The sequence below is a fragment of the Paenibacillus zeisoli genome (assembly GCF_003994465.1).
In the GTDB taxonomy this organism is placed as follows: Bacteria; Bacillota; Bacilli; order Paenibacillales; family Paenibacillaceae; genus Fontibacillus; species Fontibacillus zeisoli.
Genome location: NZ_RZNX01000001.1, coordinates 557,691 through 573,872 on the forward strand (window position 1 = coordinate 557,691; position 16,182 = coordinate 573,872).

14 protein-coding genes and 1 riboswitch are annotated in these 16,182 nt (G+C 45.2%); of the genes, 3 read left to right on the plus strand and 11 right to left on the minus strand.

Annotation, left to right across the window (positions count from 1 at the left end; translation table 11 throughout):
- Positions 1 to 43 precede the first annotated feature (43 nt).
- Entirely contained in the window at positions 44 to 838 is a 795-nt protein-coding gene (locus EJP77_RS02595; RefSeq protein ID WP_127197605.1) for a polysaccharide deacetylase family protein, read from the plus strand.
- 50 nt (positions 839 to 888) lie between these two features.
- Here the strand turns inward: EJP77_RS02595 and EJP77_RS02600 are convergent, their stop codons facing one another.
- Positions 889 to 1,584 (minus strand): 3D domain-containing protein, encoded by a 696-nt coding sequence (locus tag EJP77_RS02600; RefSeq protein ID WP_127197606.1) that lies wholly within the window; start codon positions 1,582 to 1,584, stop codon positions 889 to 891.
- 8 nt (positions 1,585 to 1,592) lie between these two features.
- A riboswitch (cyclic di-AMP (ydaO/yuaA leader) is annotated at positions 1,593 to 1,767 on the minus strand.
- 209 nt (positions 1,768 to 1,976) lie between these two features.
- Between EJP77_RS02600 and EJP77_RS02605 the strand changes: the two genes are divergently transcribed.
- A complete protein-coding gene (locus tag EJP77_RS02605) occupies positions 1,977 to 2,630 on the plus strand; it encodes a glycosyltransferase (RefSeq protein WP_127197607.1) in 654 nt (217 codons plus the stop codon).
- Positions 2,631 to 2,743: 113 nt separating this feature from the next.
- Here the strand turns inward: EJP77_RS02605 and EJP77_RS02610 are convergent, their stop codons facing one another.
- From EJP77_RS02610 to glgB, 5 genes are all read right to left on the minus strand, one after another.
- Complete coding sequence (locus EJP77_RS02610) at positions 2,744 to 3,190, minus strand: OsmC family protein (RefSeq protein ID WP_127197608.1); 447 nt, start codon at positions 3,188 to 3,190, stop codon at positions 2,744 to 2,746.
- A 209-nt stretch (positions 3,191 to 3,399) separates the two neighbouring features.
- Positions 3,400 to 4,122, minus strand: coding sequence for an amino acid ABC transporter ATP-binding protein (locus EJP77_RS02615; protein WP_127197609.1), 723 nt, complete (start codon positions 4,120 to 4,122; stop codon positions 3,400 to 3,402).
- Complete coding sequence (locus EJP77_RS02620) at positions 4,109 to 5,551, minus strand: ABC transporter substrate-binding protein/permease (RefSeq protein WP_185897174.1); 1,443 nt, start codon at positions 5,549 to 5,551, stop codon at positions 4,109 to 4,111. The genes EJP77_RS02615 and EJP77_RS02620 overlap by 14 nt, the downstream gene beginning before the upstream one ends.
- Positions 5,552 to 5,759: 208 nt before the next feature.
- Positions 5,760 to 7,190, minus strand: a complete 1,431-nt coding sequence (gene glgA / locus EJP77_RS02625; protein WP_127197610.1) for a glycogen synthase GlgA — start codon at positions 7,188 to 7,190, stop codon at positions 5,760 to 5,762.
- Positions 7,187 to 9,184, minus strand: coding sequence for a 1,4-alpha-glucan branching protein GlgB (gene glgB / locus EJP77_RS02630; protein ID WP_127197611.1), 1,998 nt, complete (start codon positions 9,182 to 9,184; stop codon positions 7,187 to 7,189). The genes glgA and glgB overlap by 4 nt, the downstream gene beginning before the upstream one ends.
- A 188-nt stretch (positions 9,185 to 9,372) precedes the next feature.
- Between glgB and EJP77_RS02635 the strand changes: the two genes are divergently transcribed.
- Positions 9,373 to 10,593, plus strand: coding sequence for a glucose-1-phosphate adenylyltransferase (locus EJP77_RS02635; protein WP_127197612.1), 1,221 nt, complete (start codon positions 9,373 to 9,375; stop codon positions 10,591 to 10,593).
- Between the two features lie 96 nt (positions 10,594 to 10,689).
- On the opposite strand, the gene EJP77_RS21050 is transcribed toward EJP77_RS02635, so the two are convergent.
- The 5 genes from EJP77_RS21050 to EJP77_RS02660 all read right to left on the minus strand — a co-directional run bounded on the left by EJP77_RS21050 (position 10,690) and on the right by EJP77_RS02660 (position 16,056).
- Positions 10,690 to 11,784, minus strand: a complete 1,095-nt coding sequence (locus EJP77_RS21050) for a GNAT family N-acetyltransferase (protein WP_127197613.1) — start codon at positions 11,782 to 11,784, stop codon at positions 10,690 to 10,692.
- A 114-nt stretch (positions 11,785 to 11,898) separates the two neighbouring features.
- Positions 11,899 to 13,317 carry a sensor histidine kinase gene (locus EJP77_RS02645; RefSeq protein WP_127197614.1) on the minus strand — a complete coding sequence of 473 codons (1,419 nt, stop codon included), beginning with the start codon at positions 13,315 to 13,317 and terminating at the stop codon, positions 11,899 to 11,901.
- Positions 13,314 to 14,012: a response regulator transcription factor gene (locus EJP77_RS02650; protein WP_127197615.1), complete on the minus strand. Its 699-nt coding sequence runs from the start codon at positions 14,010 to 14,012 to the stop codon at positions 13,314 to 13,316. Before EJP77_RS02650 ends, EJP77_RS02645 begins: the two co-directional genes overlap by 4 nt.
- A 34-nt stretch (positions 14,013 to 14,046) precedes the next feature.
- Positions 14,047 to 15,330 (minus strand): PDDEXK family nuclease, encoded by a 1,284-nt coding sequence (locus EJP77_RS02655; RefSeq protein ID WP_127197616.1) that lies wholly within the window; start codon positions 15,328 to 15,330, stop codon positions 14,047 to 14,049.
- Positions 15,331 to 16,056 carry a phosphonate ABC transporter ATP-binding protein gene (locus EJP77_RS02660; protein WP_127197617.1) on the minus strand — a complete coding sequence of 242 codons (726 nt, stop codon included), beginning with the start codon at positions 16,054 to 16,056 and terminating at the stop codon, positions 15,331 to 15,333.
- Between the last annotated feature and the right edge of the window lie 126 nt (positions 16,057 to 16,182).

Here is a 16,182-nt window from a genome sequence, read left to right on the forward strand (position 1 = left end):
AAATAACAACGAGAAATATGTCCTGTAAAGGAGAGACAACTTGATGCAAAACAAATATGCATTAGCATTTGTCCTGCTTGCCTTATTCACGCTGCTGAGTTCCCATGCAGCTTCTGCAGGCAGCAACACTAGGTCTCCTGAGGAGCTGAACTCTACAAGCAAAGCTGCATCAAGCCATGAAGCATTAACCCTCGGTGAATTAAGACGCAAATATGCTGAAACCTTCAAATTCCGTGGGCCTAAGGTTAAGAGAATCGCGCTGACCTTTGATGATGTTCCAGATCCGAGGTTCACTCCTCAAGTCCTCGATATACTTGCTAAAAACCATATCAAAGCTACTTTTTTCGTGGTGGGCCAGCGGGCGGAGAAACATCCAGGATTAGTTAAGCGCATATACCGGGAGGGGCATCTGATCGGCAACCACTCGTATAACCATCCTTTATTCAAAAATAAAAGCTTAGCTTATTTCAAAGACCAAATTCTTCGTACCGAGACCATTATTTATAATCTCACAGGCTTTCGCCCCAAATTTATACGTCCTCCCTATGGAGAGATTAATGAAGAGCAGCTGCGATGGGTGAAAAGCAGGGGCTACAAGGTAATTAATTGGAATGTGGATTCAAAAGACTGGAAGGGTCTAAACAAGCTGCAGGTGACAAACAATATACTGAGCGCAGCTGGTCCGGGTTCTATTATTCTTCAACATGCCGGGGGCGGAGTTGGTGCAGATCTGACAGGGACGATAGAGGCCTTACCAATAGTCATACGCACATTAAAAAGTAAAGGGTATACCTTTGTTGATCTAAGTGAACTTCTTCATATAAAAGGATATAAGTAAAAGAGGAAAGCTCCAATTCCTTGGAGTCTCTCCTCTTTGTTCAACCCAGATTATTTAATGACGTAAAGTTTAACATTTTGAAATCCGAAGGTATTTACTTTAGCCTGGCTGCCAGGAATGAAAATATCGATTCGTTTTCCTTTAATCGCACTACCTTGATCTGTGGCTCTCGCCACAAAGGCTTTCTTCGGAAGGCCTGAATGAGTATGGCCTGTAACTAGTACCTTGGTGCCCATTGGAATGACTTTTGGATCTACAGCGATCGTACCCAAGGCAAGCGGTTTACCATAGTAATCGACCGGACCCCAACCATTCTCACTCGGATCTGACGAATAAGCTGTGGCGACTACATTAATGGTTTTCGAATAGTTAAATGTTTTCCCCCATGCTTCAACCACTTTGTTCGTCGTGAACACTTTAAGTATAGCCAGCGGATCTGTTTTTTTTACGATCAGGCTGCCTTGTACACTGGCAGTTTTCAAGCTGGTTGGAAGCTTGATTGATAGGCCGGCATAGATATTAGCAGGGCTGATCTTAGGATTTGCAGACATTAGGTTATTGACTGAGATGCCGTATTTTTTTGAAAGAGTGTAATACGTGTCTCCCTCTACTGCAGTATGTACGGAATCAGCATGGACCGGGCTCATGTGGATAAAGGCTGCCATGCCAAGCACGGCTGTAACTGTTTTCGCGACTAACGATAATTTGTGTACCTTCTTGTTCACTGTTGAATTCTTAGATGACATACAAGTAAGCCTCCTTTTGATGATGCCTGCGGAGTTAGCTGTCGGATTCGGATTGAGGATACAACCCGGCGCTCTATTCACCACTGCGCTTCACCCCAAGGACATCTATCTACAATTAAATAAGATAGCTATCCGCAAATCATCCCCCGCACTTGGAATTGCAAGTTTCGGCATTTCGAATATATCACAATTTTGTAACCAATTAATCAAGCAATTACTGGTAAACATATTATGAAACAAGCAATTTGTTACATATCTACATATTTAGGGATGAAATATACACTTCATGTGTAAGCCATGACAACAACTCAACCACTCTCTGTATAAAGCGGGAAAAATCGCAACATAATAAGACAGCCTGTTTCAATACACGTACAGAGGAGCAGATAAATATGAAAAATAAATGGTCTCTGGTGCTGCCATTATCTTTGGCTCTTTTGACTAGCAGCTCACCAGCTCTAGTATCCGGTCAAGCTGAAACGGCCCAAGAGAGAAGTTCGACCTGCCTAAGTCCCCATATGGTTAAATTAAAAACTGATATGCAGAAAGCATGGATTGACCACACGATATGGACAAGAAGCTATATCGTCAGCGCCATCTCCAATCGCCCCGACCAGCAAGACGTATTAAATCGTCTTTTACAGAATCAGCAGGATATAGGAAATTTGATCAAACCGTATTACGGAGAAGCTGCGGGTAATAAGCTTGCTAATCTTCTTAGAGAGCATATTCAGATCGCTGCCAAGATTGTTGCGGCGGCAAAGGCGGGCAATCAGTCCGATGTGAAAAAGCTCGATGCCGATTGGCATAGAAATGCCGATGATATCGCCAAATTTCTAAGCACAGCGAATCCGAACTGGCAGTTCAAAGAGCTGCAGGAAATGCTGTATACACACCTTCAGCTGATCACTGAGATCGTCCTCGACTGTCTCAAAGGAGATTGGAAAGCAGATATTGCTGCAACAGACAAGAATGAGATCCATATGATCCATTTAGCCGATATCCTGACTGAAGGCATCGTGAAACAGTTCCCTAGCAAATTCTAAACGAAGATTTAAGCGGTGTAAGGAAAGTTCGTGGGTTTAAGCATAGAAAAAGCTCTTCCATTTACACAGTGGAAGAGCTTTTCTATGCTTAATTTACTTAGTGCGCAGAGAATTTAATTTTCTATAATGATACTTTCTAATTTCAAGTTGACTGGATTGGCAATCGTATCTCCAACAGGACACTTGCTCTCAAGAAAATGAATAAATTCGTCAACCTTTTCTTTCGGTGAATCGGTCTTAATGCGGAATGTATACCGAATATCGGAATACCCTGGGCGTACATCCGATTTGTCGAAGAATCCATCGAGATCTAAATCACCTTCAACCTCAACACGAAAGTCATCGAGCTTCACACCAAATTTGGAAGCATATACTCTGGCAACGATCGATTGGCAAGCGCCTAGTGAGCCAAGAAGAACTTCAACTGGATTCATACCCGTATCGGTACCTCCCAGACTCTTAGGTTCATCAATAGTTAACTCGAAGTTTCTTGAAGCTACTTTAACTTGTACGCCGTCTTGTAAATGTGCAGCTGCTCTGAAGGTTTGAATATTAGCCATTAAATAACACACCCTTAACGCTATAATATGTAGCTGATTAACAAAACCAACAATACCACTATGTATTATCAGCTATTATAAAATACACAGTTTCTTACTGTCAACGAATTTCTCCTCCGTTCAGTTAATCATTTCCACCTCAGCGTAAGGGTCGTAATACCAAAAAAACTCTATCCACTTGGATAGAGTCTTGGATTATGCAGTCAAGCTTACAATACTTTGCTCAAGAAATCTTGGGTACGCGGGTGGGTTGGGTTACCCAATACCACTTCTGGTGTACCTTGTTCAATAATTGTACCTTGATCCATAAATAGAATCCGGTCACCCACTTCTCTGGCAAAGCCCATTTCGTGAGTAACTATGACCATGGTCATTCCCTTCTCAGCCAGCTTTTTCATTACATCCAGAACCTCGCCTACCATCTCTGGATCTAGAGCCGAGGTAGGTTCATCGAACAGCATCACATGAGGCTGCATTGCAAGCGCACGCGCAATGGCGATCCGCTGCTTCTGTCCGCCTGACAGCTGAGCCGGATAGGCATTCTTCTTATCTTCCAAGCCAACCGTGCGCAGCAGATCCAGAGCAATCTCATCCGCCTTTGCTCGGTCCAGCTTCTTCACCTGTATAGGAGCTAACGTAATATTTTGAAGCACGGTCTTGTGGGGAAACAGATTGAACTGCTGAAACACCATGCCCATCTTCTCACGTGTAAGATTAATATTGTGCTTCTTATCTGTAACTAGTTCTCCTTCAAAACGGATTTCGCCGCTCGTCGGCTGTTCCAGTAAATTGAGGCAGCGCAGGAATGTACTTTTACCGGATCCGCTTGGACCAATCACAACGACAACCTCACCCTTCTCGATTTCAGCATCGATGCCTTTCAGAATTTCCAGCTTTCCGTATGATTTATGCAAATTTTTAATGGATATCACTAGTTCTCAGCTTCCTTTCCAGTACACCCAATAGTTTAGAAAGTACAAAAGTCATGATGAAGTAGATCACGGCAGCAACGAGGAGCGGATTGAGCCCCGCAAAAGAAATACCGCGAACCACCTGGGCTTGGAACATCAGATCGGCCACCCCGATGAATGAAACAATCGATGATTCTTTAATAATTGTAATGAATTCATTACCAATGGCAGGCAGAACATTCTTGATCGCTTGCGGCAGTATAATGTGGCGGAACGCCTGACTACTCGACATGCCAAGTGATCTTGCCGCTTCCATCTGACCTTTATCTACACCCTGGATACCAGCCCGGAAAATCTCGGCTAAATAGGCTGAACTGTTGATGGACAAAGTAATAATCCCGGATTCAAGGGCGGTGAAGTTGATATGGAAGGTCAGCGCCAGACCATAATGGATAATGAGGAGCTGGACAAGCATTGGTGTTCCGCGCAGTACTTCAATGTAAGCTACACCGATCCAGCGCAGGATCGCGATTCGATTCATTCTTAGCAAGCTGATAAACAGTCCGATAATGAACCCGAATATGACTCCGAGTATGGACAGCAGAAGTGTATATTTAATACCCGCGATATAATAATCCTTATACTTTAGGAAGAATGAGAAGGTATCCTGTGTCTTCTGCTGGCCATTAACCATACTGCTGGCCTCATCAACGAACTCTTGGACTTTCCCGTCTTTAATTAGATGAGCAAGTGTAGCATTAATACTATTCAGCAGCTCAGGGTTATTCTTCTTGACTCCGATGGCATAGCCGTAATCCTCTACTTGCGGTACAGCCGACGTAATCGCGAAATCATCTGTAAGATTCGCTTGAGCTACGGGTCCTTCAATAATAGCGGCATCTACACGGTTAGTCTGAAGCTGCATGAGGATATCAGAAATTTTATCAAGAGAGGTTAACTGCGCACCTTCAATCTTCTGACCAATCTCCTCCTGCAGAGAAGACTTCTGAACTCCGATCTTGGCCCCTTTTAACGTATCCATGGTGTTGTATTTGTCTTTATCTGCCTTACGGACCATGATGGCCTGATTGGCACGATAATAAACGTCCGAGAAATCGATGCTTTTCTTCCGTTCCGGTGTCGGGTTCATTCCTGAGATCAGGAAATCCACCCGTCCGCTTGTCAAAGCTGGCAGCAGACTGTCAAAGCTCATGTCCTCTATCTTCAGTTCCGCACCCATGTCTGCTGCAATCTGCTTGGCAATCTGAATGTCAAAACCAACAATTTGATCCTTACCGTCTATTACCTTATGAAACTCGTAAGGAGGAAAATCAGCACTTGTTCCCAGCACGATTGTTTTCTTGGCTGAATTCGTGCTGTCCTCTGCATAAGCCAATCTATTTAACCCCGAGTAAGTCATGACGAAGCACAGCAGGACTATGATCAGCATCTGTAATTTTCTCAATTTTGTTATCGCTCCTTGCTTCTATTTTGGTTTTTATCATATTAGGACTGAGTCATTATAAAACAACATGTATTATTATGCAATAAGAAAGGTCCGTACCTTTATCAGGAAAAAAACACCAGGAAGCAAACTAGACGGCATTCCTTAGAATGCCGCCTGAGAATCTTCATTATTCTATGCAGTATATACATTTCTAATTAAGGAGACTCTGATAAATCTCCAAATACCTCTCAGCAGATACATTCCAGCTATAATCACCGGCAAATGCGTTACGAACAATCTTCTTCCACTGGTCAGGCTGATGATACATGTGAACAGCCCGCCGCAGGGTATACAGCATGTCATGAGCATTGTAATGGTTGAAGGAGAAGCCGTTCCCCTCCCCAGTAAATTCATTGAAGGATTGAACCGTGTCATTGAGCCCCCCGGTCTCTCTTACTACCGGAATGCTTCCGTAGCGTAGAGCCAGCAGCTGACTGATCCCGCAGGGTTCAAATTTGGAAGGCATCAGGAAGATGTCACTTCCCGCATAAATTCGCCGCGATAACCCATCATTGAATTTAATTTGGGCGGATAGCTTGCTGGGGTGACGATTCGCCGCCTCCTTGAACCACTGCTCATATTCATACTCACCGGTTCCCAAAACAACCACTTGAATGTTGTCAAAATACAGAAGTTCATCCAGAACTCTTCTGACCAGTTCCAGTCCTTTAGAGTCAACAAGCCTTGTAACCATCGAAATCAGTGGGATCTTTGGATCTACAGGCAGCCCCAATTCTTGCTGAAGGAATGGCTTGTTCTCTCGCTTCTTGTTAAGACTGGTTCTGTATTTAGCAGGAATCTCGGTATCTGTAGCCGGATTATACAGCTTTGTATCGATTCCATTAACAATACCGGATAGCTTCCCGCCAAGCGATCTTAGCAGACCATCTAGGCCATAGCCATAGTACTCGGTCTTGATCTCTTCCGCATAGGTCGGACTTACCGTGGTTACATGATCGGCATATACCAGTCCCGCTTTGAGGTAATTGACATTTCCGTAATATTCCAGACCATCCGGCGTAAAATAGTCATTCGGGAGGTCAAGGAGATCAGGCATAACTTCGTAAGGGAATATACCTTGATAGAGTAAGTTATGTACCGTAAATACGGTTCTTACAGACTGATAGAAAGGATTGTGTAAATAATGATGCCTGAGTAGTACCGGAATGAGAGCGGCATGCCAATCATGACAATGGATTACATCTGGCTGGAAGTCAATGTAAGGCAAAATTTCAAGTACAGCCCGGTTGAAAAAGGCAAAGCGCTCCCCATCATCTCCATAACCATAAATTCCATCCCGACCATAGTAAAATTCGTTATCGATGAAGTATACGGGAATCCCTTCATACGTAAGCTCTTCAATTCCGCAATATTGGGATCTCCAAGCCAAGGGAACCTGGATGATATCCACCGGCTCAAGCTGACTCCGAAATTGATCCGGAACCGCTTTGTACTTAGGCAGCACGATTCGCACGTCATGGCCTGCCTTGAGAAGAGCTTTGGGCAAGGCTCCAATCACGTCGGCCAGACCGCCGGTTTTGACAAATGGAATGGCTTCTGCAGCCGCAAACAAAATTTTCATGTCGACTTCCTCCTTTTTGTAGTCTTACGCTGCTTTGGAGCCTCTTGTGCCGTACTGCTGCTTAGCGGCTCGCTCTGTTCCCTCTTGGCTGATCTACCTGACTTCTTCCAGATCGATATGCTAAGCGGAGGTACGGATATTTCGATGCTGTACGGCTGATTGTGCCAAGATATCTTCTCCGATTTGACAGACGAAAGATTCTGGCCCGAACCGCCAAATTCCTCAGCGTTGCTGGTGAATACCAGCTCGTAATTGCCAGGCTTGGCTATTCCAAGGCGGTAATGATCCCTGTTCACAGGCTGGAAGTTGATGACCACCAGCAGGCTGTCGCCGGGTCTTTTTCCTTTACGGAAAAAGGATATGACGCTTTGCGAAGCATCATGCGGAGATACCCATTCGTACCCTTCCATTCCATGGTCCAGCTCCCAAAGCGCCTTTTCCTGAAGATAAAAGTGGTTTAGGGCCGCCGTGTACTTCAGCATTTGCCGATGAGCGTCATAATCCAGCAGGAACCAATCCAGCTCTCCCTGGTCTCTCCACTCGATGAACTGCCCGAACTCCCCTCCCATGAAGAGGAGCTTCTTGCCCGGACTTGTTAATTGGTATCCCAGCAGCACGCGCAGACCTGCAAATTTCTCCTCATAGCTGCCCGGCATTTTGTCCAGCAGTGACTTCTTGCTATGCACCACTTCATCATGTGAAAGAGGAAGGGCGAAATTCTCGGAATAGGCATATACAATGGGAAAAGTAAGCAGGTTGTGATGATACGGCCTGTTATGGAAATCCGTCTCTACATAATCCAGCGTATCATTCATCCAGCCCATATTCCATTTATAGTTGAATCCGAGTCCGCCTTCATGAACCGGTGACGTAACTAGAGGCCAGGCACTGGATTCTTCCGCCATCATCAACGTATGAGGATACGCCTGGAATACAGCCTCATTCAGCTGGCGAAGGAAGCCCGTTGCTTCAAGGTTCTCATAACCCCCATACTCATTTGGCACATACTGGCCTTCACTTTTCTCGAAATCAAGCCGTACCATACTTGTCACTGCGTCGACACGAAGGCCGTCGAAATGGTACATGTCCAGCCAGTAGAGCGCATTAGAGATCAGGAAGGAACGTACCTCAGGCTTGCCAAAATCGAAGCTCAGGGTTCCCCAGCCAGGCTTATCAGCCTTGCGAGGGTCTGCGTACTCAAATTGAGGTGTTCCATCGAACAGCCTCAGTCCATGGGCGTCACGGGTGAAATGTCCGGGCACCCAATCCAGGATGACACCTATGTTTGCCTGATGGCAGCGATCTACGAAATACATGAGATCCTTTGGAGTTCCGTAGCGGCTTGTCGGGGCGAAATAACCCGTAATCTGATACCCCCAGGATAAATCATAAGGATGTTCGGCCAGGGGCATAATTTCAATATGCGTATAGCCCATTTCTTGTATGTAAGGAATCAACAAGTCCGCCATTTCACGATAGGTGTAAAATGACCCATCCTCCTTCTGTTTCCATGTCCCGAAATGAATTTCATAAATATTCATCGGCTTCTGGTAAGGAGCCCTATTCTTACGACGCCAGCTGGCGTCACCCCATTGGTAACCTTCCAGTGAGCTGACTACAGATGCTGTAGCGGGTCTTACTTCAGCATGAAACGCATATGGATCAGCTTTGAGGAAGGTCTGCCCATCCGGACCCGTAATCTCATATTTGTAAAAAGTACCTTCCGTTAATCCCGGGAAAAAGCGACTCCAAAGTCCCGAATCGGGCATCTTATATAAAGGATCGTGTTCTCCCTTCCACTGATTGAAGTCAGAAGCCAGACCCACATGCTGTGCATGAGGTGCCCAGACAGTGAATCGGACTCCGGGGATTCCTTCTTCTTCTGTAAGATGGGCCCCAAGAGAACGGTAACTGCGATATAAAGTTCCTTCATGGAACAGGTATACGTCCAGAGGCGAAATTGATTTTTTTTGTTTATATAGGTTCTCTGACAACTCTCCACCGCCTTTTTAAACATAGTCCACTTAGTTTATTACCCTAATGACAAGGGAATGAATTAAGAATTTACAAAAAGAAAATAAAAATGTAATTTTTCATGGAATCCACAATAAAATAGTTTCAACTATGGGCTTTTTCGTTTATGTAAATACTACACTGACATAATCCTTGGGAGGGAAACGTAATGAACAAGAAAGAATGCATTGCCATGCTGCTAGCCGGAGGAGAAGGTCGCAGGTTATCTCCACTTACGTCCAAGCAAGCAAAGCCGGCTGTGCCGTTTGGCGGTCGATACAGAATAATTGATTTTCCTCTCAGCAACTGCGTTAACTCAGGTATTGATACAATCGGAGTTCTTACCCAGTATGAGGCGGATTCACTCCATAGCCATATCGGTGATGGGGATGCCTGGGGTCTGACACAAACAGACAATGGAGGAATCGCACTGCTTCCTTCTTACAATACAGGTTCTGATGAATATTCTGGCACAGCTGATGCCATTTATCAAAATATGGAATACATTGAATCTCAAAATCCTGAACATGTTCTGATCTTATCAGGTGATCATATTTATCATATGAATTATCGTGAAATGCTTGATTTCCATATCGAATCAGGTGCCAGCGCTACGATCTCTGTAATGCCGGTACCTTGGAACGAAGCTCACCGTTTCGGTGTGATGACAACAGATGATCAATACCGGATCACGGAATTTGCGGAGAAACCGAAGGAACCGCAAAGCAATCTGGCTTCCATGGGGATCTACATTTTCAAATGGGACTATCTGAAACAGCATTTGACCGAGGATGCCCTTAATCCTAATTCATCCCATGACTTCGGTAAAGACGTTATACCCAACATGCTTGCCGGAAACACTCCCCTTTATGCTTACGAATTCAAAGGATACTGGAGAGACGTAGGTACTGTTGACAGCCTTTGGGAAGCTCATATGGACCTTCTTGACGAGTCGGCTGAATGGAAGCTCCACAATGAAGCTTGGCCGATGTACACGAATGAACAGCTCACGAGAAAATCCGGAGTTAAACACCGTGCAATTCAAGCCAATTCTTCCCTCGTGCACGATAACTGCGGTCTTGAAGGTTACGCGGAGCGTTCTGTACTGTTCGGAGGAACTGAAGTTGGACGCTTCAGTAAAATCAAAGACAGCATTATCATGCCTCATGCCAAGATTGGCCGCAATGTTGTGATCGAGCGTGCTATTATCGGTGAAGGAGCCGTTATCAAGGATGGCGCCATCATCAAGGGAAATGCTAATGAAGTCATGGTTATTGGTCCTGGAGAGACTGTTGTTGCTAAGCCAGCGGTTCGTCCTCAACCAGCAAGACTTCTCAAAGAAGTATATGACAATGCTAACCGTCTGCGGGCTGGCGGAATGTCATCTTAAATTAATAATCTAAGCGGATCGTAATGATCCGCTTTTTTTGTGTATTCAACTGTTCGCACATGCACAAAAAAGGGCGGATACAGATCCGCCCTTTTTCTAAGTTTCTTCGCTATACAGCTCTTCCCATTCGCTGCGCAGCATGCTCATCTCGATCATGCTCCAATATTCATTCCGATACAGGGTCTTCTCGCGCATGAGCCCTTCCTTCTTGAAACCAGTGGACAAATACAGCTGAATCGCCGGCCTGTTAAAATCGAACACCCCCAGGGTAATCCGGTGCAGATTCAAGGACTGAAAGCCAATCCTGAGCATCTCGACAATCATGGCTTTCCCTATTCCGCGCCCCCGGTATATGGGATCGCCCAGAATGACACGGCTTATCCGAGCAGAACGGTTTTTGCGGTCAATTTGGGAAAGGCTAATGTGTCCAATGATCTCCTTGGAAAGGCGATGGATCACCTTAAAGATCAATGTATCGGACTTCCAGGGTAAATTGGCGTCCTGGATATAAGCCCTCATGTCTTCCTCTGTAAGTGGATATGACCATCTCCCCCCTGCCCATTGCAGTTGAAACGCCTCGGAGGCTGACCAGCTTTGCAGAAGGTGGAAATCCTTTTCATTGAAATAAACGAAGTCTACCAGGTCATCTTCCCGGAACGAATCCGGGGCTTCCCACTGTTCGTAAAGGTTATACTCCCTTCCGTTCTTCAGCGCAGTCCCCTTATAGCGGAAACCTAGCCGCTGATAGAAGCTGTTCAGCTTGAGATTCTGGGCCAGACAATCAAGACGAAGCCCTTTCCTTCCACTTAACCGCGTCCGTTCGGCAGCCCAATCAACAATATAGGAGCCTAATCCGGCACTGCTGAAATTTCTTCGTACCGTAAGCCGATGAAGATAGTTGTATCCCCTGCTGTTGCGCATACCCCAATAATCAGGATCACTCTGCTGTAATGTAAACATGGCTGCAGGTTCCGTCTGAGCATAAATGATGTAGATTTCTCTGTATTCAAAATACGACAAGATCTCTTCTCTTGTGAATTGTTCGGGATTCCATTGATAAATACCTTGCGAGATCATCCATTCTGCTGCTTCAATCAGCATTTGACAAATCAGGTCAGTATCTTCTTGGTCCGCCAGATGAATTTCCAGCTGTTGGTCTGGCAGTGTCAGCATTCCTACAGGCTTGCTCATGACAGATCATCCTCTTCTCCCGAATCCTCATTACCTATATGGATTGAACTAAAGACTGCGGTAGCCTTGATCCATGTGCTCATTTCTTTAGTTCATTCCATATAAACGGAAATCTTAAGCATCATTCTTATTCAGTTCATCAAGCAGAGGGAGACGAACATTTACCGTCGTTCCGACACCCAGCTCACTACGCATCTCCATTTCTCCATTGTGCAATTCAACGAGTTGTTGACTAATTGCAAGTCCCAGACCCGTTCCTCCTCCTTGGTGATTCACCTGGAAGAAGCGGTCCTTCACACGGCGCAAATGCTCTTCGCTTATCCCGATCCCGCTGTCTATGACTTCAACTATTGCCCACTCATCCTGAGTGCGAATATCCAGATGGATCCACGAATCTTCTGTAGAGAATTTTATGGCATTATCAACAAGATTCAGGAAAACCTGTTTTAACCGATTGCCGTCACCGGGAACCATGACCGCAGACTCGGTATGGTCATCCAGTTTGATTTGTATCCTTTTTTGTTCTGCTTTAGCCCAAACGTTCAGCATCGTCTCTTGAAGGATTTCTTTCAGATTGACCGAGGCAATAACAAGCTTCATCTCGTTCTGCTGTAATTTGGAGAAGTCCAGCATCTCCTCGACAAGACCAATCAAACGATCGGTTTCCTTCGCTATAATCTGCATACCAATCTTGGTCTCTTCAGGATCGAAGCCGCCGGAGGTTAAAGTTTCGCTCCACCCCTTGATCCCTGTAAGCGGAGTTCGCAGCTCATGAGAGATCGAAGAAATGAAATCATCCTTGATCTGGTTACCCCGGACAATTTCCTGTGCCATATAATTAAGGGTACTGGCCAATTCTCCAAGCTCGTATTTATATTCCCCTTTGACACGCACGTCAAACCTCCCCCGGGCCATTTGAGCAGAGACTGCCCGAATATTATTGATAGGTTTGACTATCGAGTTGGCAAGACCCATGCTGAACAGCAGGACAACCGCCAAGATGACCACACCCACTAATGCGGCAAGTAAAGTAATATTCAGCAGCTTGGAATTAATGGGCTCCATTGAAGTGATATACCTTATAACGTACTTGTTCTCTCCCAATAACTGAATCGGGCTAGAAACCGACATCACCATCTCCCCGGTATCAGGCTCACGGCCGATCCATTTGCCGATATTGTTGGTCAGTGCCTGTGATAGATCACTCGTCTGCACAGGCCTATCGGATTGAAATGAACTGTTGGTCATAATAATATTCCCATGGCGGTCAAGTACCTGAAGCTCTGTGTTGGCCAGAGAGAATACGGATATAATGTTGGTGAAAAAGGCCTTATCTTCCTGAACCTCTGACTTGTCTGAATTCTGGAAGTTATCTGTAACCAAGGCCGCATGATTGGCAATATGGTTGTAGATACTGTCATAATAGTAAGTTCGTATCGCGAACAGAAATATGATCTCAACCAATAACAGGGTAACAAATACCACGATAAAATAGTGAAGAACGATCTGGCGACCGATCCCTTTACTAATCATTGACCTTCGCCCTTCCACTTATAACCGTGTCCCCACACGGTCTGCAGATAAGCCGGATCTGAAGGGTTAGCCTCAATCTTCTGCCGGAGTCTACGGATGTTCACATCCACAATCTTCGGATCTCCCATATATTCTTTGCCCCATACATGATCCAGCAGTTGATCCCTGCTGAGCGGTGTGTTCTCTTTCTCCAGGAAATACTGAATTAGCGAGAATTCTGTCGGAGTCAGCTCAATCATCGTGCTGTCCTTTTTAAATTGCTTGGTAATCAGATCCAAGGTGAAAGGTCCAGAGGTAAAGCTTACTTTAGCGCTTGTCTCTCTATATACATTAACCCGTCGAAGCAGCGAGTGAATACGTGCGATCAGCTCAGTCGGACTAAATGGCTTGCTGACATGATCATCTGCACCCACAGACAATGCATATACTTTATCCTGCTCTTGAACTTTTGCCGTCAAAAATATGATTCCAATCCGCTCATTCGTCTCCCGTATGCGCCGGCAGACCTCAAATCCGTCGATTCCCGGAACCATGACGTCCAAAAGCGCAATATCGATATCAGGAACACTGGTCAGCTTGCTGAGTGCCTCATTTCCATCGGCTGCTTCCAGTACTTCAAAGCCGTTACGCTTCAAGTTAATGACAATAAAACTGCGGATAGACTCCTCGTCTTCCATGATAAGAACTTTACTCACAGCTCAAAACATCCTCTCTAATTGAAACGATCCACTATCTCAAATTTTTCTTCATGATTTCTGTATTAAATGATGTCTTATAGACGATGACCTGATCATTATCACGCATTAACAGAGACCATTCCGGCTTTAGCTTCTCCCATTGGGACAGGGGAACGAATTTGATCTCAGCGACCAGTTCATGATTATCAATTTTGACGAACCTTAAATATTGATCAACTACCGAGTTCTGATCCAGAGTGACCTTCCCTTTCAGATTATCAGGGAAGTCGAATACGAATCTTCCGTCCGGATCCATATATTGCTCCTTAATGAACTTCATATCCTTTAAGTCGCCAGAGGTTACTTTCTCCTCCCACTGGTAATAGTCCAGGAACCGTGGCGGCTTATCTAGAATTACTTTCTCCCAGCCGGAAGGAATCTTAAGCCGACCCATTTCCAAAATGTCGTCATCGTTGACATCCCCGCTCCGGATCGGAAGATCATTCAAATTATCATCCTGATCCAGCACGTTAACCAGCTTATTATCCTTCATCATGATTAAGGTTGAATAAGCAGAGTGCGTCAAGTAAGAGGCATCCAGAACAATTCCATTCTGGTTCGGGGTTACTTTGCCGGACATGACATTCAAGTAATCATTAAGTCCAGCTCCGAGCTGAAGGCTGTCAAGCTTGATGGCTTGATCTTCCCTTATCTGATAACAGGTCACTAAATTGTAGTCATTTTTCTTGAAATCGACCGTGGTTACCTCAAGCAGATCATCGTCATTCAAGTCCTCGACAACATAATTGGAATAGGGAGCAAGAAGAATCTTGTCCACTTTCTGTCCGGTGAAAGCATAGACAGCAAGTATTCTTCGCTCATCAAGATCTTCTTTGCTGAAGCCGGCGAGAATTACCTTTCTCCCATCATGATTCAAATCCCTGTATTCCAGAGATACTAGACTCCTGCCGTCCCCTTCAAACTTTTGCTTGATGACCCAGGTGTCCTCAGTCTCCTCCAGAACCATGCCTTGAGCGTTTGCGTCTCCTTTCGTGCTCTCAAAGAACACAACCGCATCCTTGTTCCCATTGTTGTCCAGATCTTCAGTCTGAATAGATTGAATGCCATTGAGCCCTCGCGGCTGTAGGCGGGTATCCGGCGGGATATTCGCATCAATTACACTTCTTAAAGACTGCAAGCTGGAAGTCGATTGAGGAGGTTTCATCAGTAACTTCGGATCTGTAATGAGATCACAGCCGCTCAGAACAGCCAGACATAGACAACCTGCCGTGATATTCAACCACCTTGCTCTAGCCAATCGAATCACTCTTTTCATCTAGATCAACTGCTTCTCTTCCTGGGTTAATCTTCTTCCCTTGATATCCCATTGCAGCCGCCCCTCATTAATTCCCCATATGCGGGTACAGTATTGCTCTGCAAGCTCAAGCGGCAATACAGCTACAACTGTCGATTTATCATTTGTACATAATTCTTTTAACGTGGTAAGAACCTTTTCAGTTGCATATTTATCCAGCCCGATCACAGGTTCATCCGCGGCAATCAATTTGGCACCATGGACCAAAGCACGGCAGATGGCAACCCGCTGTCGCTCCCCACCACTTAATTTACCTGCTTGTACATGAGCTTTATCCAGCAATCCGAACTTTTCAAGCTCATCCATAGCTCCCATGTAATCATCTGATCGAATAGATCCCGTTAATCTGCGAATCCAAGAAGTCTGTCCCGCCTGACCGATAAGTACATTCTTCAAGGCAGTTTTCTGTAAATTCAGCTCCGGGCTTTGCTCCAAATAAGCGAACTTCGAACGATATTCCGAGGAGCCTCTCCCACCCGACTTAATAACTTCCTTACCCTCAAAAGTGTAACGCCCTGTTGTCCACGGGGTTCGCAGGGCCAGGCAGCGTAATAGTGTACTTTTGCCGCTTCCGCTTGGACCGACCACGCCAATCATCTCACCCTGCTCAAAGCGGAGATGAACCTGATCGATAATTTTTCTTTTATCTGCTCCTGCAACCACACTTAACTGACTGACTTCAATCATCTCTTAGCTCCCCTTTAACCCCTAAATCTCTATTTCTTATTCTATCTTATCTTTTTCTTGTTTGAAAGGAGCGCTCCTGCGTTAATAATCAAGTGGTCAATTGTTTATAGTGGACACTCGTCATCG